Origin of the sequence: Salegentibacter flavus (assembly GCF_900115145.1) — a bacterium.
GTDB lineage: Bacteria > Bacteroidota > Bacteroidia > Flavobacteriales > Flavobacteriaceae > Salegentibacter > Salegentibacter flavus.
On record NZ_FOVL01000002.1, the window covers coordinates 158,605 to 176,971 of the forward strand.

Below are 18,367 nucleotides of genomic sequence, written 5' to 3' on the forward strand. Positions count from 1 at the left end.
AGGTGTCCCCTTAAAACAGGATTTTCACAATAATTATAGCAGCAGTTATTATGGCTAGAAATAATGATAAGAGTACAATACAGAGATTCAATAAGATCTCTATCGGTTTAGCTTCCCCGGAATCTATCCTCGCAGAATCCCGCGGTGAAGTCCTTAAACCGGAAACTATCAATTATCGTACACACAAACCAGAGCGTGACGGTTTGTTTTGTGAGCGTATTTTTGGTCCTGTAAAGGATTATGAATGTGCCTGCGGTAAATATAAAAGAATACGCTACAAAGGAATTGTTTGTGACCGTTGTGGGGTAGAAGTAACCGAGAAGAAAGTACGTAGAGATCGTGTGGGGCACATCAATTTGGTAGTTCCTGTAGCACATATCTGGTATTTCCGTTCTTTACCAAACAAAATAGGTTATTTACTTGGCCTGCCGTCCAAAAAACTGGACATGATTATTTACTACGAACGCTACGTAGTAATTCAGCCGGGTATCGCCAAAAACGAAGAAGGAGAACCATTGAAGAAAATGGATTTCCTTACCGAAGAAGAGTACCTTAACATTCTGGATACCCTTCCGCAGGAAAATCTTTATTTAGATGATAACGACCCGAACAAATTCATCGCCAAGATGGGTGCGGAGTGTCTTATCGAAATTTTAAGAAGAATTGACCTTAACGAACTTTCCTATGAGTTAAGGCACAAGGCTAATAACGAAACCTCAAAACAACGTAAAACTGAAGCGCTTAAGCGTCTTCAGGTTGTAGAGGCTTTCCGTGATGCCAATAACAACCGCGAAAATCTTCCTGAATGGATGATCATGAAAGTGGTGCCTGTAATTCCGCCGGAATTGCGCCCGCTTGTTCCTCTTGATGGTGGACGTTTCGCGACTTCAGATTTAAATGACCTTTACAGAAGGGTTATTATTCGTAACAATCGTTTGAAAAGGTTGATGGAGATCAAAGCTCCTGAAGTAATTTTACGTAACGAAAAACGTATGCTTCAGGAATCGGTAGATTCATTATTTGATAATACCAGAAAATCTTCAGCAGTAAAAACCGATTCTAACCGTCCGCTGAAATCACTTTCAGACTCGCTTAAAGGTAAGCAAGGGCGTTTCCGTCAGAACCTGCTTGGTAAGCGTGTAGATTACTCCGCGCGTTCGGTAATTGTTGTTGGACCTGAATTGAGGATGTACGAATGTGGTATTCCGAAGGATATGGCAGCCGAACTTTACAAACCTTTCGTGATCAGAAAACTTATCGAGAGAGGAATTGTAAAAACAGTTAAATCTGCCAAGAAAATTATAGATAAAAAAGAGCCGGTAGTATGGGACATCCTTGAGAACGTTCTTAAAGGGCACCCTGTATTGCTTAACCGTGCCCCTACACTTCACCGTTTGGGAATCCAGGCCTTCCAGCCTAAACTTATTGAAGGAAAAGCTATCCAGCTGCACCCACTTGCATGTACGGCATTCAACGCCGACTTTGACGGGGATCAGATGGCAGTTCACCTTCCTCTAGGGCCAGAAGCCATCCTGGAAGCACAGTTATTAATGCTGGCATCTCACAATATACTTAACCCTGCAAACGGATCTCCTATCACGGTACCGTCTCAGGATATGGTACTTGGTCTTTATTATATGACCAAATCAAGAGTTTCTACCGACGAAGTGAAGGTTAAAGGGGAAGGTCTTACCTTCTATTCTGCTGAAGAACTTGTAATTGCTTATAACCAGAAGCGGGTAGACCTGAATGCATTAATCAAGATTAGAACCAAAGATTTTAACGAAGCCGGGGAACTTGTTCTCCAGGTTATTGAAACTACGGTTGGTAGAGTGCTCTTTAACGAAGCTGTACCTGAGAAAGCTGGTTATATTAACGAGGTACTGACCAAAAAATCTCTTAGAGACATTATTGGAAAGATACTAAAAGTAACCAGTGTACCTGAAACTGCCGATTTCCTTGATTCTATTAAGGATATGGGATATGGTTTTGCTTTCCGCGGTGGTCTTTCATTCAGCCTAGGGGATATTATTATTCCTGAAGAAAAGCAGTCAATGATCGATGAAGCCAACGAACAGGTCGAAGGTATTATAGGAAACTATAATATGGGTCTAATTACTAATAATGAACGATATAACCAGGTTATTGATATCTGGACCTCTACTAACGCAGGACTTACCGAATTAGCGATGAAGCGAATTCGAGAAGATCAGCAAGGATTCAACTCGGTGTATATGATGCTTGATTCCGGTGCGCGTGGTTCTAAGGAGCAGATTCGTCAGTTAACCGGTATGCGTGGATTGATGGCTAAGCCTAAGAAGTCTAGTTCCGGTGGTGGTGAAATTATTGAAAACCCAATTCTTTCTAACTTTAAGGAGGGACTTTCAATTCTTGAATACTTTATCTCTACCCACGGTGCCCGGAAAGGTCTTGCTGATACGGCTCTTAAAACAGCCGATGCCGGATATCTGACACGTAGACTTGTGGATGTATCCCAGGATGTTATCGTAAACGAAGAAGATTGTGGTACATTAAGAGGAGTAGAAGTAAAGCCACTTAAGAAAAATGAGGAAGTTGTTGAATCTTTAGGTGAAAGAATCCTGGGACGAATTTCTTTATATGATGTAAACCATCCTTCAACCGGAGATCTTCTAGTTTCAGCCGGAGAAGAAATAACCGATGAGGTTGTAGAGAAAATAGATGCTGCACCAATAGAAAGTGTAGAAGTTCGTTCTCCGCTTACTTGTGAGGCTAAAAAGGGAATCTGTGCAAAATGTTACGGAAGAAACCTTTCTACCAACAAGATGGTTCAAAAAGGTGAAGCTGTTGGAGTTGTTGCTGCCCAGTCAATTGGGGAGCCGGGAACCCAGCTTACACTTCGTACCTTCCACGTGGGTGGTATTGCAGGAAACATTTCAGAAGACAATAAACTTGAGGCTAAATTAGACGGTATTGCCGAAATTGAAGACCTTAAAGTAGTTAAAGGTGAAGCTCCTGATGGTAGCAACGCTGAAATAGTGATCTCACGAACAGCTGAACTTAAGATAAAGGACAAGAAAACCGGAGTGGTGCTGAGTACCAGTAATATTCCTTATGGTTCTCAGATCTTTATCAATGATGGAGCAGAGCTTAAAAAAGGCGACATTGTATGCCAGTGGGATCCATATAACGGAGTTATTATTTCTGAATTTGCCGGAAAAATCAAATATGAAAACGTGGAGCAGGGGGTAACCTACCAGGTTGAAATAGATGAGCAAACCGGATTCCAGGAAAAAGTAATTTCTGAATCAAGAAACAAAAAGCTCATTCCAACACTTCATATTCTTGGTAAAAAAGATGAAGTGATCCGTTCTTACAACCTGCCGCTGGGGGCTCACCTTATGGTAGATAACGGTGATAAGATCAAGGTAGGTAAAATCCTTGTTAAGATACCGCGTAAATCTTCTAAAGCAGGTGATATTACCGGTGGTCTACCAAGGGTAACCGAATTGTTCGAAGCCCGTAACCCATCCAACCCTGCTGTTGTAAGTGAGATTGATGGTGTTGTTTCCTTCGGAAAGATCAAGCGTGGTAACCGTGAGATTATCGTGGAATCCAAACTTGGTGAGGTTAAGAAATATTTAGTTAAGCTTTCTAACCAGATCCTTGTTCAGGAAAACGATTATGTACGTGCGGGAATGCCACTTTCTGACGGATCTGTAACTCCAGAAGATATTCTTAATATCAAAGGACCAAATGCTGTTCAACAGTATCTGGTAAATGAAGTACAGGAAGTTTACCGACTACAAGGTGTGAAGATTAATGACAAGCACTTTGAGGTAGTTGTGAGACAGATGATGCGTAAAGTTAGAATCCAGGATCCTGGGGATACTATTTTCCTTGAAAATCAACTTGTTCATAAATCAGATTTCATCGAGGAAAACGATAAGGTCTTCGGAATGAAAGTAGTTGAAGATGCCGGAGAATCAGAGAACCTTAAGCCAGGGCAGATTATTTCTCCACGTGACTTAAGAGACGAGAATTCTCTTTTAAGACGAGAGGATAAGAATCTGGCTACGGCTAGAGATGTGACCTCTGCAACTGCAAAACCTGTACTACAGGGTATTACCAGAGCATCACTTCAAACCAAGTCGTTTATTTCGGCAGCTTCCTTCCAGGAAACTACCAAGGTTCTTAATGAGGCTGCGGTTAGCGGAAAAATCGATAAACTTGAAGGCTTGAAAGAGAACGTAATTGTAGGGCATAGAATACCTGCAGGTACGGGAATGCGCGAGTACGACAGCATTATTGTTGGTTCTAAAGAGGAATTTGACGAAAGGCTTGAGCGTAAGCAAGAAGTTAATTATAATTAATTTCACATATAATCAGGGTTGCATTAGCGGCCCTGAATTTTTTTAATCCCGTCCCGATAGTTATCTGGACGGGATTTTTTGTATTTTAGTGATAGCCTGAATTTTCATAAAATTGATTCCGGCTTTTGTTTAAACATTAACCACCAGAGAAATTAAATAATAATCAGCATTATGAGTGAAGAAAAAAAACAGCCAAAAAAAGGACAAATAAATATAGAACTGGACGATAGTGTAGCCGAAGGAACCTATTCCAACCTTGCAATCATAAATCATTCGGTTTCAGAATTCGTTATCGACTTTGTAAATATTATGCCAGGGAAACCTAAAAGTAAGGTGAAATCCAGAATTATACTCACTCCGCAACACGCGAAACGTTTGCTCAAGGCATTGGGAGACAATGTGCAGCGGTTTGAAAAAGCCCATGGAGAAATCCAGGATTTTGAAAAGTCACCTATCCCACTCAATTTCGGTCCTACTGGTCAGGCTTAAAGAGAAAAGAAGAAAAACCTCACTTGATAAAAGTGGGGTTTTTTTCTAAATTCTATTTGTATTTTTTAAAGTAGATCCGAGCTTCTTTCATTACTCTTGGGGCCAGGATAAGCGTACTAATCATGGTTGGAATTGCCATAAGGGCAAAGAAACCATCTATGAGGTTAATCATCATACTCAGGGAAGTGGTCGCTCCTACGATAATACTTATAATATAAAAGTAATTATAATAGTGCTTTCTTTCTGCGCCTATCAGGAAAGAAAGACATTTTGTTCCATAGTAAGAAAAGGAAAAAAGTGAGGAAATACTGAATGCCGCAATACACAATAACAGCAAATAACTTCCTACATAAGGAATAGAGGCATCGAAAGCGGCTGCGGTGAGACTTACTCCATTAACATCTGTGGTTTGCCACACGCCTGTTACAAGAATTGTAAGCGCGGTTAATGTGCAAACCAATAAAGTGTCTATTGCCGGCCCCATCATCGCCACCAGGCCTTCCCTGATGGGTTCTGAGGTCTTGCTGGCTCCGTGAGCCATTGTAGCTGTTCCAATCCCTGCCTCATTGGAAAATGCACCTCTTCTGATTCCCAGTAAGATTAATCCACCTAAAACCCCTCCCAGAAGTGGTTCTCCCTTATAACTTTCAGCGGCAAAAGCATCGGTGAAAATCAGGGAAAGATAATAGGGCACCTGTTCATAATTAACAAACAGAATAATTAATACTGAAAAAAAGTAAAGTGCTACCATGGCCGGGACGAGTTTGGAAACAGTATAACCTATCCTGCTAAGGCCTCCCAGAATAACAATTGAGGTTATGATAACAAGGATAATTCCAATAATAAGATTAGTTATAAAACCTGTGGGCACATTGTTTGGCTCAAGAAGTATAAAGTTAATGGCCTGTGTGAGTTGATTTACGTTAAAAACCGGCAAAGCGCCGATAAGTCCTGCCACGCTGAAGAAAATGGCCATAAATTTCCATTTTTTACCAAGTCCTTCCACGATATAATACATTACACCACCCTGGATATTTCCCTGGGTATCCCTGCCCCTGTACATCACTGAAAGGCTGTTCGTGAAGAATTTTGTAGCCATACCAACTATTGCGCTAACCCACAACCAAAAGATTGCGCCTGGACCTCCAATAGCTATTGCTACAGCCACCCCTGCGATATTCCCCATTCCTACGGTAGAGGAGAGGGCGGTAGAGAGGGATTGGAAGTGATTTATCTCCCCGGGATCGTTGGGATTGTTATATTTTCCACGGAGAACTTCAAGCGCATGACCCAGGTAACGGAAGGGTAAAAACCTGGAAAGGATAAGTAGGTATAAACCACCTCCAATTAATAAGATCACTAAGGGAACACCCCAGACTGCAGAAGCAAACTGGGCAACAATTTCATCTATTTCACTCATAAAATCAGGTTTGCGGTGAAAATATATGAAATTAACTTCTATTTAATAGGAAGCCATCCTGGGTTTATTTACTGAGTATGGCTTAGGGGTTAGTAATCAGGGTATTTGTTTAATTAAAATTCAGAAGTAAAATGAAATTTGAGGGATGGGTATTTCTGCTGAGTCATCTGTAGTGAAAACTGGGAATCTGCAAAAAATACCAGCTGACCTTGTTTGTCTTTAGCAAGGAATTTAGCTTTTACTCTTTTAAAATCCTTGAATTCTTCACTTTTCTCATCTTCAGCTTCTATCCAGGTGGCCTTATAGACATTCAGGTTTTCGTAAGTACATTTCGCCCCATATTCATGTTCCAGTCTGTATTGAATTACTTCAAACTGCAAAGCTCCTACAGTGCCAATTACTTTACGTCCATTCATTTCAAGAGTAAAGAGTTGGGCAACCCCTTCATCCATTAATTGGTCAATTCCTTTTTCCAGTTGTTTGGATTTCATCGGGTCGGCGTTATTGATATACCTGAAATGCTCCGGGGAGAAGCTTGGAACTCCTCGGTAATTAAGGTACTCACCTTCGGTTAAAGTATCCCCGATCTTGAAATTTCCGGTATCGTGAAGCCCCACAATATCTCCGGGATAAGATACATCTACAATCTCTTTCTTTTCAGCAAAAAATGCATTTGGACTGGAGAATTTCAGGTTTTTCCCCAGTCTTACGTGAAGGTAAGGCTTGTTTCTTTCGAACTTTCCAGATACGATCTTAATAAAAGCCAGACGGTCCCGGTGTTTCGGATCCATATTGGCGTGAATCTTAAATACGAAACCCGTGAATTGGTCTTCATCTGGTTTTACGGTACGGACATCGCTGTCTTTGGGACGTGGTTTTGGAGCAATCTCAATAAAACAGTCCAGTAGCTCGCGCACTCCAAAATTATTTAAAGCCGAACCAAAAAATACAGGTTGTAAATTCCCCTCAAGATAAGCTACCTTATCAAATTCAGGATATACTCCCTGGGCGAGTTCCAGTTCTTCCCTAAGGGTTTCGGCGGCGGTATTTCCGATTAATTGATCAAGCTCTTCAGAGTTGAGATCGGAGATTTCTACCGTCTCTTCAATATCCTTACGCGGGTCTCCGGTAAAAAGGTTGACATTTTTCTCCCAGATGTTATAGATTCCTTTAAAATCGTAGCCCATCCCAATAGGAAAACTTAAGGGAGTCACGGTGAGATTGAGTTTCTGCTCAATTTCATCCAGCAATTCGAAGGCATCTTTCCCTTCACGATCCAGTTTATTGATAAAAACGATCATTGGAATGTTACGCATCCGGCAAACTTCAACCAGTTTTTCGGTTTGTTCCTCCACCCCTTTGGCTACATCAATAACTACAATGACACTGTCTACCGCGGTTAGGGTTCTGAAGGTATCTTCAGCAAAGTCCTTGTGACCGGGCGTATCCAGAATATTAATTTTTATGTCCTTATATTCAAAGCCCAGGACTGAAGTAGCAACCGAAATCCCACGCTGCCGTTCAATTTCCATAAAGTCGCTGGTAGCGCCTTTTTTGATCTTGTTTGATTTTACCGCACCTGCTTCCTGGATGGCTCCTCCAAAAAGGAGCAATTTTTCTGTAAGTGTGGTTTTACCGGCATCGGGGTGAGAAATAATTCCAAAGGTTCTTCGTCTGCTAATCTCTTTCTGAAAGCTCTTCATTCTTAATTTTTAAGGCTGCAAAAGTACAGTTTTTTCGGGAATTTCCCTGAAAGGGAAAGTGGTTAATTGCTTAAACCTTCTTCAGAAAATAGCGTTAAAAATTAGATATAAACCGAATTATACCAGCCAACAATGTGTATTTTTACCAATTATGGGGCGCTTTTTGACCTTAATACTTTTTCTTCTGTTTTCAGTGATATTACTGCCACTGAAGGGCCAGAATCTGCAACAAAATTTTTCAACCGGTTCTTATATAATTAATATGGGTGAACGGCCACAAAGCCATCAAAATGCCCTGAAGCCTTATGGTCTTTTATATGAGCTTTTACAAAATCACGATGTAGACGTCAAATGGATTATAAATCCCAATAAGGAAAAGGACGGCATTGATTTTTCCTGTAGGGAGAAGGACTATCGTTCGGGCGCATTTCTGGTTCCGGTTTCTTACGTGACTGTCGGGGTAAGAGAAACTTTTGAAGCTTGGGAGCTCAAGGGAGTGGTAATTCAAAAAATGCAGGAGGATCTGGTACTTCCAGTGTTTACCAGTTTAACGATTCCGCCAAGGTGGACACTGGATAAGGAAAACGGGTATATTGCTGTTCCCTTTTTTCAAGCTGCAGGCATTCCATCTTCAGCATATGGTGGAGCCCGGGTATCAAACTGGAAGACCCCTGCTGAACTTGGAGTTTGTGACGATATTTTTGTGTTGCCTCATGCCGATCCAAAATTCGAAACCCATAAAAACCTTTATTACTGGAATCAAAAATATAAAGGTGCGATCTGGGCGGGATGTCACGCTGCCAGTATCCTTGAGAATCTTTCCGGCACAGCGGAAGAATCAGAGGAGCTAATTCAGCTTAATTTTTTATCGGCGGGATTTCCCGGTGCCCGAAGTGCAGGGCTTGTTCCTTTTCGAGACCATCGGCACGGCACACCACCATATAAAAATGCTTTTCCGTCAGATCCAGTCGCACAATATCTTGGCAGCCCTGATAAAGCACATCTAAACGGTTCTGAACGAATATTTTTCCCCAAGCGCATCAATAAATGGCGATCTGGAGCTAAGGTTCTGGTTTTTGATCCTGATGCCCCGGATATTCCTGATATTTCTAATGGAGAAGCAGCGGTCAGTATTTACGGCCATGGTTTTGATAATACTGAGAATGGCCTGGTGATGTATCAGGCCGGGCACAGCATTTATGGAGAAACTGAGGAACATGTAGCTGCCATGAGAGCATTTTTCAATTGGAGTTTTTATGCTACTGAAATTAAAAGGAAAGAAAACCTGGTAAGTTTTAAAAGCAGGGATTCCAATAAAAGAAATGTGGGGGCGAAAATAGGCGATGATCTTACCGAAATTCTTAATCTCCATCCCATTCATTTTGATCTGGATGAATCTATAATCAGGGATAAGGTGAAACCACAATTGACTGAAATTGCTGAATTCATGCTGAAGAATCCCGCGATTCTGCTGGATATTCGCTCCCATACAGACAGCCGGGCAAACGATGTTTACAATCAGCAACTTTCTGATGACAGAGTAGAAGCAACCCGTGATTTTCTCATAGAAAAAGACGTGGAAGAACATCGAATATCCGGCAGAGGTTATGGTGAAACCGAACTGGTTAACAACTGTAAAAATGGTATTCCCTGTAGTGAAAAACAACACGAAGTCAACCGTAGATCAGAATTTATTCTGTCGATTGATTGTAGAATTTATAACGGGGAAGAAGACCTGCAATTATAATAAAACGCCTTGTTAATCCTGAGGTCGATTTGTACTTTTGGCAAACAAAGAAAGAAATGGAAAAAGAAAAAGTAATACTGGTTAACGATAAAGACGAGCAAATAGGCTTGATGGAAAAGATAGAAGCCCACGAAAAAGCTTTGTTGCACAGAGCATTTTCAGTGTTTGTCTTTAATGATAAAAATGAATTGATGATCCAGCAGCGAGCCCTTGAAAAATACCATTCTCCGGGTTTGTGGACCAATACTTGCTGCAGCCATCAAAGGGAAGGTGAGAGCAACATAGCCGCCGGAAAACGTCGACTTATGGAGGAGATGGGCTTTACTACAGATCTTAAGGAAACCATTAGCTTTATTTACCGCGCTCCTTTTGATAACGGCCTTACCGAGCACGAATATGATCATATTCTGGTTGGGCAATATAATGAAGATCCCAAGCCTAATCGCCACGAAGTAGCCGACTGGAAATGGATGTCTCTGGAGGATATTGAAAGGGATATGGAGGAGCACCCCGATGATTACACCGAATGGTTTAAAATAATCTTCGATAAATACTACAAACATATTCAGCAATGAGATTAACTGTACACAGAAAAGCCCATTTCAACGCTGCACACCGGCTCTACCGGAAAGACTGGGACCAGGCTAAGAATGAAGCCGTTTTTGGTAAATGCAGTAACCCTCATTACCACGGGCACAATTATGAACTAGTGGTTTCTGTTAAGGGTGAGATTGATGAGGAAACCGGTTTTGTGATGGACCTGAAATTGCTGAAAGAATTGATCTACGAAGAGGTAGAAGTTCCTTTCGATCATAAAAATCTCAATGAAGAACTTCCTGAATTCAAGAATCTGAATCCAACCGCCGAAAATATTGCAGTAGTGATCTGGAATAAACTCCGCAGCAAATTAAAACCTGAGCTGAAGCTTGAGGTAACACTTTATGAAACCCCGAGGAATTTTGTAACCTATAACGGAGAATAAATGGGGTTGAAAATTGGAGATCAGGTGCCCGAATTAAGCCTGAAAGATGAAGGTGATAACGAATTTAGCTTCCGTAATACCGATAAAGCAATAGTGGTTTATTTTTATCCTAAAGATTTCACCCCAGGGTGCACTAAAGAAGCCTGTGGTTTCAGGGATAGCTATGAAGATTTCAGAGATATTGGTGCTGAGGTAATTGGCGTGAGTTCCGATTCCCAGGAATCACATTCCAGATTTAAAGCTAAACATCAATTGCCCTTTTTTTTACTTTCTGATCCCGAAAAGAAAGCCCGAAATGCCTTTGGTGTGAAATCAAATTTGCTGGGGCTCCTTCCTGGCAGAGAAACCTTTGTGTTTAATAAAGCTGGCAAGTTGATTTTTAGATTTAATAGTCTGAATTCCAGTAAACATATAGATGAAGCCTTAAAGGCCCTGAGAGAAAATCTTCAAAACTAATTAAAAAGAAAATTGTTTTATTTTCAGCCATTGATAACGAAAAATAGACTAAATTCGCAGCCGAAATTTAAGCATTATGGCAAGTAAAAGACTATTAAAAAGGGATGTGAATTATGTGTTAGGCGATATTATTGAAGCCGCTTACATAAACCAATTAGCAAACCCAAAACAAGATCCTAAGCAAACTGAAGAGATCGTTGATGAAGCGATAACCACTTTTGATGAGCTTATCGTGAAAATAAACCAGAAGGATGTTGAGAATAAAAAGCAACATTTTAGAGGGATAGAAAAAGAACTTGAAACTAAGGCACAAGACCTTGTAGGAAAGATAAACGCTTTATAAGAGCGTTTTTTGCCGATGTAGCTCAGCTGGCTAGAGCAGCTGATTTGTAATCAGCAGGTCGTGGGTTCGAGTCCCTCCATCGGCTCAATTTCAAAACCTCTCAAAAGAGAGGTTTTTTTTATGGATTATACTGAGGGACGAGAAGCCTGTCCTGAGCGGAAGCAGCTTTTTTTGCTGCTGTAGTCGAAGGGAGTCCCTCCATCGGCTCTAAATTGAAATCTTTCCCTGGAGAGTTTTTTTTGTTGAAAGTTAAATAGGGAATTTAGATATATTATTGTCTCAATTAATTAAGCTTCGGCTGAAACAGCATTTTGGTGTGATTTTTTTCTTTTTACCTTTCTAATATCTGCAAAGAGCAATATTGAAATAATGAAAGCTATTGCGATCAATACTGCAAAAACATAGAAAACCGGGATGTAGCTTCCGGTGCGGGTGTAGATTTGAGAGACCAGAGTAGGGCCAATTAATCCGCCCAGGGACCAGGTGGTTAAAAGATAGCCGTGGATGGCTCCTAGTTCCTTTGTTCCGAAGAGATCAGCAATAAAAGCCGGGAGATTTGAAAATCCGCCTCCATAACAACTTACCACAAGAAAAATAAGGACCTGGAAAATTATCACGCTGGTGATTATTGGAAGGGTGAGGAAAGTTACCAGTTGAATAATGAAAAAGCTGATAAAAACCACCGGTCTTGAAATATAATCGGAGGCCGCTGCCCACCCAATTCGGCCGGCTCCGTTAAAGATTCCCATGATCCCTACCATAGTTGCTGCAGCGCCTGCCGATAATCCCACCACCTGCTGGGCCATTGGAGAAGCAACCGAAATCATCATGATCCCTGCACTGGTATTAATTAACATCATAGTCCAGAGCATCCAAAAATGCCTGCTGTTCACAGCTTCCTTTCCGGTAGACTGTGTCAGGTCAATTTTGATCTTCCTGGTACCTGCCTTCACAGCGTCTTTCATGCCCTGCGGCAGCCAGCCTTTGGGAGGCGGAGCAATATAAAGTGCTGCGAGGGTCATTAACAGAAAATAACTGAATCCAAGAATGTAGAAGGTGACAGGGATACTGAGATTTTCCATCAAATAAGCAGCAACCGGGGCTGTTATTAAGGCTCCTGTACCAAAACCTAAAACGGCCATTCCAGTTGCGAGGCCACGGTGGTCTGGGAACCATTTCACCAGGGTTGAAACCGGAGCAATGTATCCAATTCCTAATCCTAAACCACTTAAAATTCCGTAGGTTAGAAGAAAAAGTGGTAGAGAATCCATGGCGACCGAAAGCCCAGAACCTGCCTGGCCCAATCCAAATAAAACTGCAGCCAGCATGGCCGATTTTCTCGGGCCACTTCTTTCCACAAATTTACCAAACAAAGCTGCAGCTCCACCTCCAAGTACCATCATAAAGGTAAAGGCCAAAGTTACCGAAGAAACTGTCCACCCCATGGTTTCGGTGAGGGGGATGGTATATACACTATAGGCATAGGCAGCACCAATGGAAAGATGGATCCCAATGGCAGATAAGGCGATAAGCCATCGGTTTTTTAAAGCAGGGTTTTGCATAGAAACTCAGGTTTTAATGATTTTTTATTTTTGTTTAATCCAAAATCCTGACAAGTATCAAGTTTTTTTGGGAAAAAGCAAGAAAAATCAACAAAACTAATGTGGGGAGGACAGATACTGTTGACTCCCTGGTAGAAAAATAAAAACCTCCCAGCAATGAGGAGGTTTAAAGAAATGAATGTTTTTAAAATTTATTCCTGTTCGGACTCTGTATTTTCCTGGGTTATTTCATCTTCCTTTTTTTCCTGTTCCCGCCTTTCCTCGAGAAAGTTCTTTAATTCTTTTCCGTAGAAAGATTTCTGGACATTCTTATCAAGGGAGGAGTAAATAGTATCCAGATATTTAATATTGGCATCAAAAACTTCCGAAAGCGCAAGGTAGGGAGCGATCTCCAAGTCTTTATTATTAATTGCGTAATTTACTGTATAGAGATATCTGCGCCTAAGCAGGTTTTCGTATTTCTCGTCAATTTCCATTAAGCGATCCTCATCCCCATCTTTTTCAGCTTCAAAACTTTCCTTGATAAGGTCGAGGTTGCTGTCATTAAACCTTTTCTGGATCTTTCGGTATTCAATAAGTTTTTCCTGATTTCGGGAGCCCACAATTTTTGCATCCTCTTCAAACTTTTCCAGACTGGTGACGATACTAACTTCGCCTTTATCTGCAAAGAAATCCAGGCGATCATCAAATTCAGAATTATCTACTTTGTCCAGGGAGAGGTACATCATCTGTGGGCTTTCGATATAGGCTTCAAGGACGAACTCCGAATTTCCATTTATCTCTACGGAATCCACATTCACCAGCAGGGTGTCTTTTATCTTCTGGAGATATACCGTACCCTTTTTCAGGCCTTTGATGTTAGTATTCACCACCAGGTTACTTTCCTTTGTTGAACAGGCCGAAACCCCGATTAGGATCAATAAAAGAAGGCTTAATTTTTTCATTTTTAGTTTATGATTTAGGAGCGCAAATATCTTATAAATTTCTGTTTAAAACTAACTCCCTGCAGCGATTTGCATTAAAATAGTAGTGAGAATAGCGCCATAGGTTCCAACAACATAACCGAACACAGCGAGTAATACACCTACGGTTGCAAGTGATGGGTGAAAGGCCGCAGCTACAACCGGGGCCGATGCCGCGCCTCCTACGTTCGCCTGGCTTCCTACAGCAAGGAAAAAGTAGGGAGCTTTTATGATCTTGGCCGTTAAGAATAGAACGATTACGTGAATAGACATCCATACCAGACCAATGCCAATTAGGCCAGGATTATCAAAAACCATGGTAAGGTCCATCTTCATCCCAATTGTTGCTACAAGTATATAGATGAAAATACTACCCAGTTTACTTGCTCCGGCACCTTCATAACTTTTAAGCCGGGTAAAAGAGAAACCAATACCAATTGCAGTGGCAATCGTGATCATCCAGAAAAAACTGGAAGAAAAGGAAGAAAGCGCACTTTTCTTATCGGTAAAAACTTCAAAATTCGCCGATAAATATGCTGAAATCTCATCGGCACCAAAGTGGGCGATACCCACAGCACCAAAAGCCAGAGCCAACATGATCATATAGTCTGGCAAGACAGGGTTTCTGGTTACGCTGGCCGCGTAGTTGGAAACTTTATTTTTAAGATCTTCTATTGCCGAGTTATCGGCTTTTAACCAGCGGTCTATTTTATCGGTTTTGCCAATTCCCATTAGTAAGCCGGCCATCAAAAGGTTAGCAACCACGATATCTACCAGCACCATCCCTCCGTAGAGGTCTGGATTATATTCGTAGATCTCCAGCATGGCAGCCTGGTTCGCTCCTCCGCCAATCCAGCTTCCTGCAATTGTGGAAAGGCCTCTCCAGATCGCGTCTGGTCCAACACCGCCCACGGTTTCAGGAGAAAATGTGGAAATAAGCAAAATAGCTAAAGGTCCACCTATTACGATTCCTATGGTTCCGGCAAAAAACATAATAAGGGCTTTTGGGCCCAGGTTGAAAATTGCCTTAAGATCGATGCTTAATGTCATAAGGACAAGTGCAGCCGGTAAAAGATAACGGCTCGCTACAAAATAAAGTTGCGAGGATTGTTCATCTATGAGCCCGAGAGAATTAAAAATAGCCGGGAGTAGATAACACATTAAAAGCGCGGGTACTACCGAATAGAATTTTTTCCAGAAACCTTCTTTTTGGGAAGAAGTGTAAAACACAAATCCAAGGGCTATCATTAAAAGTCCAAAGACTACGGCATCATTGGTAAAAAGGGCATTTTCCATAAGAATAATTGATATAGGGCCGGCAAAATACAATTTTTCTTAAACTATCCTTAAAAGCTGAACCAGCATTTTTGAAGAAATTATGGGATGCAGCTCTGGCTCTTAAAAGGTGTTTTAGAGTTTGAATAGTTTTTTAAGCGAAGTGGCAACACCATCCTCTGTTCCGGCATCGGTGACCACATTGGCAACTTCCAGAACCTCCCTTCGGGCATTGGCAACGGCAACGCCCATTCCTACACCATTTATCATCTCAACATCGTTATAATTATCGCCAAATGCGATACAGTCCTTTGGAGTTAGGTTAAAGTGGTTGTCCAGCAAATACCGGATGGCCGTAAATTTTGAGATTTCCTTATTGGCTATTTCGAGGTAAGTGGGTTTGGAACGGTATAGATGTAATTGGTCCGGATATTCTTTCTGCAAAAAATCCCTGATGGCATCAATCTCCGCCTCGGTACCCATCGCCATTATCTTATGAGCGCTTTTGTTTTCTGATTTCCATTTTACAAGGACTTCAGCATTGGGTTTTATTTCCGGAGAAACCCGGGTATTATTTTCTTCCCTGGCCGCCCAGCGGTCATGTTGTGGTACATACCATTCATCATTATGATAAAGGCTTAGGTGGCAGTTAATTTCCTTATTAAATGCTGAAAGACCTGCCAGGGTGGCAAAAGGAATCTCGGTTGAGCTCACCGGTTTTCCGTTTATTAGGATAAGTCCGCCGTTATAGCTTATTATAGGCTGATCTTCTATTTCCAAATCCTGCTGAAGATGCCGCATGGCGGCGGGCATTCTTGCAGAAATAAGCACTACCGGAAGTTTTTCCTTTACTTGTTTTAGGGTATCGATAGTTGATGGAGAAAGCACACGATCCCTGTTTAGTAAGGTGCCATCAATATCGGAAAAGATGATTTTGTATTGCATTGAAAATATACTTATGGAATCTTAGTTATTATCCTGGCGCGCAAGATATAAATCTATTTTTTGTTTTTGGGATGTCTTTTGGCCTCTTTTAACGATTTATTTAGCATCCATTCAATCTGGCCGTTGGTGCTTCTAAACTCATCAGCAGCCCATTTCTCGATGGCTTTCAACATCTCTTCATCTACCCTTAGCGCGAATGCTTTTTTATTACCCATACTTCTATTTATCAATGTTCTTTGCGAACTCCACCAGAGTCGGAATCAGATCAGGATGTAAAGGACGCTTAGGCTCGTTATATGATTTAGTGTTTACCAGAGCGTCATTGCCTTTAATTTCCCTGAAAACGTGGTTCATATTCTCGAGAAGCACCATTTTTGAATTAGGAGCGGCCTCGTGTAATATTTTGGCTTCAGAAGTTTCTACCTGAATATCAGCCGTTCCCTGAATTATAATTACCGGTATTTCAAGCTTTGTAATTTCTTCAGCAGGATCATATTTTATCCAGGAAAGCATATAGGGTTGCACGCTTGGTCGGAAAATAGATCCCAGAACAGGTTCGTAGCTGCTTGTACTTCCTTTTTCGATCAATTCATCAAAAGATTCTCTCGTATTCTCCTTTAATCCTGGCGCCTGTTTCCCAATTTGTTCTACAACGATCTCATCGATACTTCGGCCGGCTCCGGCAAGAGAAATAAAAGCATCTGTTTTTTCGTTTGCTGCGAGTATTCCTATCAAGGAGCCTTCACTATGGCCAGCGAGAATGATTTTACTGAATTCCTCTTCTTCGCTGAAATGGGTAATTATCGATTGAACATCCTCTACAAAATCCTCAAAGCGTAAATCTTCTTCTTTGATTTTTAACTTATTCATTTTAAAGATTCGCTTGTCAAACCTGAAACTGGCTATTTCTTCTTCTGCAAGTTGGTGAGCGATCTTTTTAGCAAAATCACTCTTCATCATAGATTGATTTCCATTCCGGTCGGTAGGTCCTGATCCCTGAATAAAAATCACCAGGGGTGAGTCTTCAGTCTCAGCAGGTTTGGTTAAGGTGCCATCAATATATTTGTTGATACTTATCTCTGTTTCTATAAAGGCTTTGCTTTGCGCTATTGTTAAATTAGCGGTGAATATTAGTAGTAAAAGGAAGAGTTTCTCTTTCATAAGACTATTGTCGTATTTTATTAAAATCGCATTTAATTTTAATGGTTTAAGGTTCCAGCATTTACCACAGGGGTGGCATCTTTGTCACTACAAAGTATAACCATCAAATTGCTTACCATAGCAGCTCTACGTTCAGCATCAAGATCAACCACTTCTTTTTCACTTAACTGCTGCAAAGCCATTTCAACCATACTTACCGCACCTTCCACGATCTTGTGTCTGGCTGCGACAATTGCAGTTGCCTGCTGGCGTTTAAGCATTGCGCTGGCGATCTCGTTGGCATAGGCAAGATACCCGATCCTTGCTTCCAAAACTTCTATCCCGGCGATTTCCAGGCGTTCTTCCAGTTCCCCTTCCAGGGCTTCACTTACTTCGTTCACACTGGAGCGAAGGGTGATATCTTCATCCAGACCTTCATCGGCGAAATTATCATAAGGATACAGGCTGGCGAGTTTTCTCACGGCAGCATCGGTTTGTACAACCACAAAATTCTCAAAGTTATCTACATCAAAGGAGGCTTTGAAAGTATCTCGCACTCGCCAGACCAGAATTGTACTAATCATCACCGGGTTACCCAGTTTGTCGTTTACCTTTAATCTTTCACTATCAAAATTCCTGGCACGTAGAGAAATTTTCTTTTTGGTATAAAAAGGATTCACCCAAAAAAGTCCGTTTTTTTTCACGGTACCTTTGTAATCACCAAATAAGAGGAGAACCCTGGAACCGTTTGGATTTACCAGGATGAGCCCGGGGAGTATAAAGAGGGGGATAAATATAACTGCCAGAAACCAGGCATTTTCAAGAATTACAAAGGCTGCAATACTTCCTATGAATAAAATAAAAAAAACAAACAGCATAATATAGCCGTTGGAGGGTTTAATAACTTTTTCCTGTGTCATGGTGTGGTTGAATTAATTGATATTAAATTGATATCATAAATATATAGTATTAAATTTAATGATAGATAAGA

The 18,367-nt window shown here is 41.2% G+C and carries 16 protein-coding genes and 1 tRNA gene; 8 read left to right on the top strand and 9 right to left on the bottom strand.

The genetic code is table 11. The features are described 5' to 3' along the window. Nucleotides 1-50 precede the first annotated feature (50 nt). Together rpoC and BM266_RS02975 are read left to right on the top strand one after the other, a co-directional pair. Nucleotides 51-4,352 (top strand): DNA-directed RNA polymerase subunit beta', encoded by a 4,302-nt coding sequence (gene rpoC, locus BM266_RS02970; RefSeq protein ID WP_093405660.1) that lies wholly within the window; start codon nucleotides 51-53, stop codon nucleotides 4,350-4,352. 171 nt (nucleotides 4,353-4,523) lie between these two features. Continuing rightward, entirely contained in the window at nucleotides 4,524-4,841 is a 318-nt protein-coding gene (locus tag BM266_RS02975) for a DUF3467 domain-containing protein (protein WP_081211366.1), read from the top strand. Between the two features lie 52 nt (nucleotides 4,842-4,893). On the opposite strand, the gene BM266_RS02980 is transcribed toward BM266_RS02975, so the two are convergent. Together BM266_RS02980 and BM266_RS02985 are read right to left on the bottom strand one after the other, a co-directional pair. After that, nucleotides 4,894-6,261: an alanine/glycine:cation symporter family protein gene (locus tag BM266_RS02980; RefSeq protein WP_093405663.1), complete on the bottom strand. Its 1,368-nt coding sequence runs from the start codon at nucleotides 6,259-6,261 to the stop codon at nucleotides 4,894-4,896. Between the two features lie 113 nt (nucleotides 6,262-6,374). Continuing rightward, complete coding sequence (locus tag BM266_RS02985) at nucleotides 6,375-7,964, bottom strand: peptide chain release factor 3 (RefSeq protein WP_093405665.1); 1,590 nt, start codon at nucleotides 7,962-7,964, stop codon at nucleotides 6,375-6,377. Between the two features lie 262 nt (nucleotides 7,965-8,226). On the opposite strand from BM266_RS02985, the gene BM266_RS02990 reads away from it, so the two are divergent. The 6 genes from BM266_RS02990 to BM266_RS03015 all read left to right on the top strand — a co-directional run bounded on the left by BM266_RS02990 (nucleotide 8,227) and on the right by BM266_RS03015 (nucleotide 11,577). Then, nucleotides 8,227-9,711: an OmpA family protein gene (locus BM266_RS02990; protein ID WP_175494744.1), complete on the top strand. Its 1,485-nt coding sequence runs from the start codon at nucleotides 8,227-8,229 to the stop codon at nucleotides 9,709-9,711. A gap of 56 nt (nucleotides 9,712-9,767) precedes the next feature. Then, complete coding sequence (idi, locus tag BM266_RS02995) at nucleotides 9,768-10,286, top strand: isopentenyl-diphosphate Delta-isomerase (RefSeq protein ID WP_093405670.1); 519 nt, start codon at nucleotides 9,768-9,770, stop codon at nucleotides 10,284-10,286. Beyond that, entirely contained in the window at nucleotides 10,283-10,693 is a 411-nt protein-coding gene (locus BM266_RS03000; RefSeq protein WP_093405673.1) for a 6-pyruvoyl trahydropterin synthase family protein, read from the top strand. The genes idi and BM266_RS03000 overlap by 4 nt, the downstream gene beginning before the upstream one ends. Continuing rightward, nucleotides 10,694-11,149, top strand: a complete 456-nt coding sequence (locus BM266_RS03005) for a peroxiredoxin (RefSeq protein ID WP_093405675.1) — start codon at nucleotides 10,694-10,696, stop codon at nucleotides 11,147-11,149. Between the two features lie 76 nt (nucleotides 11,150-11,225). Next, a complete protein-coding gene (locus BM266_RS03010; RefSeq protein ID WP_093405678.1) occupies nucleotides 11,226-11,492 on the top strand; it encodes a hypothetical protein in 267 nt (88 codons plus the stop codon). Nucleotides 11,493-11,503: 11 nt separating this feature from the next. Continuing rightward, nucleotides 11,504-11,577, top strand: a tRNA-Thr gene (locus BM266_RS03015). 202 nt (nucleotides 11,578-11,779) lie between these two features. Here BM266_RS03015 and BM266_RS03020 read toward each other — a convergent pair. The 7 genes from BM266_RS03020 to BM266_RS03050 all read right to left on the bottom strand — a co-directional run bounded on the left by BM266_RS03020 (nucleotide 11,780) and on the right by BM266_RS03050 (nucleotide 18,296). Next, nucleotides 11,780-13,054, bottom strand: coding sequence for an L-lactate MFS transporter (locus tag BM266_RS03020; RefSeq protein WP_093405681.1), 1,275 nt, complete (start codon nucleotides 13,052-13,054; stop codon nucleotides 11,780-11,782). Between the two features lie 191 nt (nucleotides 13,055-13,245). Continuing rightward, on the bottom strand, nucleotides 13,246-13,998 hold the full coding sequence (locus tag BM266_RS03025; RefSeq protein ID WP_093405683.1) for a DUF4369 domain-containing protein: 753 nt from the start codon (nucleotides 13,996-13,998) through the stop codon (nucleotides 13,246-13,248). A gap of 51 nt (nucleotides 13,999-14,049) precedes the next feature. Next, entirely contained in the window at nucleotides 14,050-15,312 is a 1,263-nt protein-coding gene (locus BM266_RS03030; protein ID WP_093405686.1) for a DUF819 family protein, read from the bottom strand. Between the two features lie 114 nt (nucleotides 15,313-15,426). After that, entirely contained in the window at nucleotides 15,427-16,236 is an 810-nt protein-coding gene (locus BM266_RS03035) for an HAD family hydrolase (protein WP_093405688.1), read from the bottom strand. 53 nt (nucleotides 16,237-16,289) lie between these two features. Next, complete coding sequence (locus BM266_RS03040) at nucleotides 16,290-16,451, bottom strand: type II toxin-antitoxin system antitoxin (protein WP_093405921.1); 162 nt, start codon at nucleotides 16,449-16,451, stop codon at nucleotides 16,290-16,292. 4 nt (nucleotides 16,452-16,455) lie between these two features. Next, nucleotides 16,456-17,397, bottom strand: a complete 942-nt coding sequence (locus tag BM266_RS03045) for an alpha/beta hydrolase family protein (RefSeq protein WP_093405691.1) — start codon at nucleotides 17,395-17,397, stop codon at nucleotides 16,456-16,458. A gap of 38 nt (nucleotides 17,398-17,435) precedes the next feature. Beyond that, complete coding sequence (locus BM266_RS03050; protein ID WP_093405693.1) at nucleotides 17,436-18,296, bottom strand: SPFH domain-containing protein; 861 nt, start codon at nucleotides 18,294-18,296, stop codon at nucleotides 17,436-17,438. Nucleotides 18,297-18,367: the final 71 nt, after the last annotated feature.

Coding starts and splice junctions, on each gene's coding strand:
- BM266_RS03020 (WP_093405681.1), bottom strand. CDS start 13,054: ATGCAAAACCCTGCTTTAAAAAACCGATGGCTTATCGCCTTATCTGCC.
- rpoC (WP_093405660.1), top strand. CDS start 51: ATGGCTAGAAATAATGATAAGAGTACAATACAGAGATTCAATAAGATC.
- BM266_RS03010 (WP_093405678.1), top strand. CDS start 11,226: ATGGCAAGTAAAAGACTATTAAAAAGGGATGTGAATTATGTGTTAGGC.
- BM266_RS03035 (WP_093405688.1), bottom strand. CDS start 16,236: ATGCAATACAAAATCATCTTTTCCGATATTGATGGCACCTTACTAAAC.
- BM266_RS03025 (WP_093405683.1), bottom strand. CDS start 13,998: ATGAAAAAATTAAGCCTTCTTTTATTGATCCTAATCGGGGTTTCGGCC.
- BM266_RS03050 (WP_093405693.1), bottom strand. CDS start 18,296: ATGACACAGGAAAAAGTTATTAAACCCTCCAACGGCTATATTATGCTG.
- BM266_RS03030 (WP_093405686.1), bottom strand. CDS start 15,312: ATGGAAAATGCCCTTTTTACCAATGATGCCGTAGTCTTTGGACTTTTA.
- BM266_RS02985 (WP_093405665.1), bottom strand. CDS start 7,964: ATGAAGAGCTTTCAGAAAGAGATTAGCAGACGAAGAACCTTTGGAATT.
- idi (WP_093405670.1), top strand. CDS start 9,768: ATGGAAAAAGAAAAAGTAATACTGGTTAACGATAAAGACGAGCAAATA.
- BM266_RS03045 (WP_093405691.1), bottom strand. CDS start 17,397: ATGAAAGAGAAACTCTTCCTTTTACTACTAATATTCACCGCTAATTTA.
- BM266_RS03005 (WP_093405675.1), top strand. CDS start 10,694: ATGGGGTTGAAAATTGGAGATCAGGTGCCCGAATTAAGCCTGAAAGAT.
- BM266_RS03040 (WP_093405921.1), bottom strand. CDS start 16,451: ATGGGTAATAAAAAAGCATTCGCGCTAAGGGTAGATGAAGAGATGTTG.
- BM266_RS03000 (WP_093405673.1), top strand. CDS start 10,283: ATGAGATTAACTGTACACAGAAAAGCCCATTTCAACGCTGCACACCGG.
- BM266_RS02980 (WP_093405663.1), bottom strand. CDS start 6,261: ATGAGTGAAATAGATGAAATTGTTGCCCAGTTTGCTTCTGCAGTCTGG.
- BM266_RS02990 (WP_175494744.1), top strand. CDS start 8,227: ATGGGTGAACGGCCACAAAGCCATCAAAATGCCCTGAAGCCTTATGGT.
- BM266_RS02975 (WP_081211366.1), top strand. CDS start 4,524: ATGAGTGAAGAAAAAAAACAGCCAAAAAAAGGACAAATAAATATAGAA.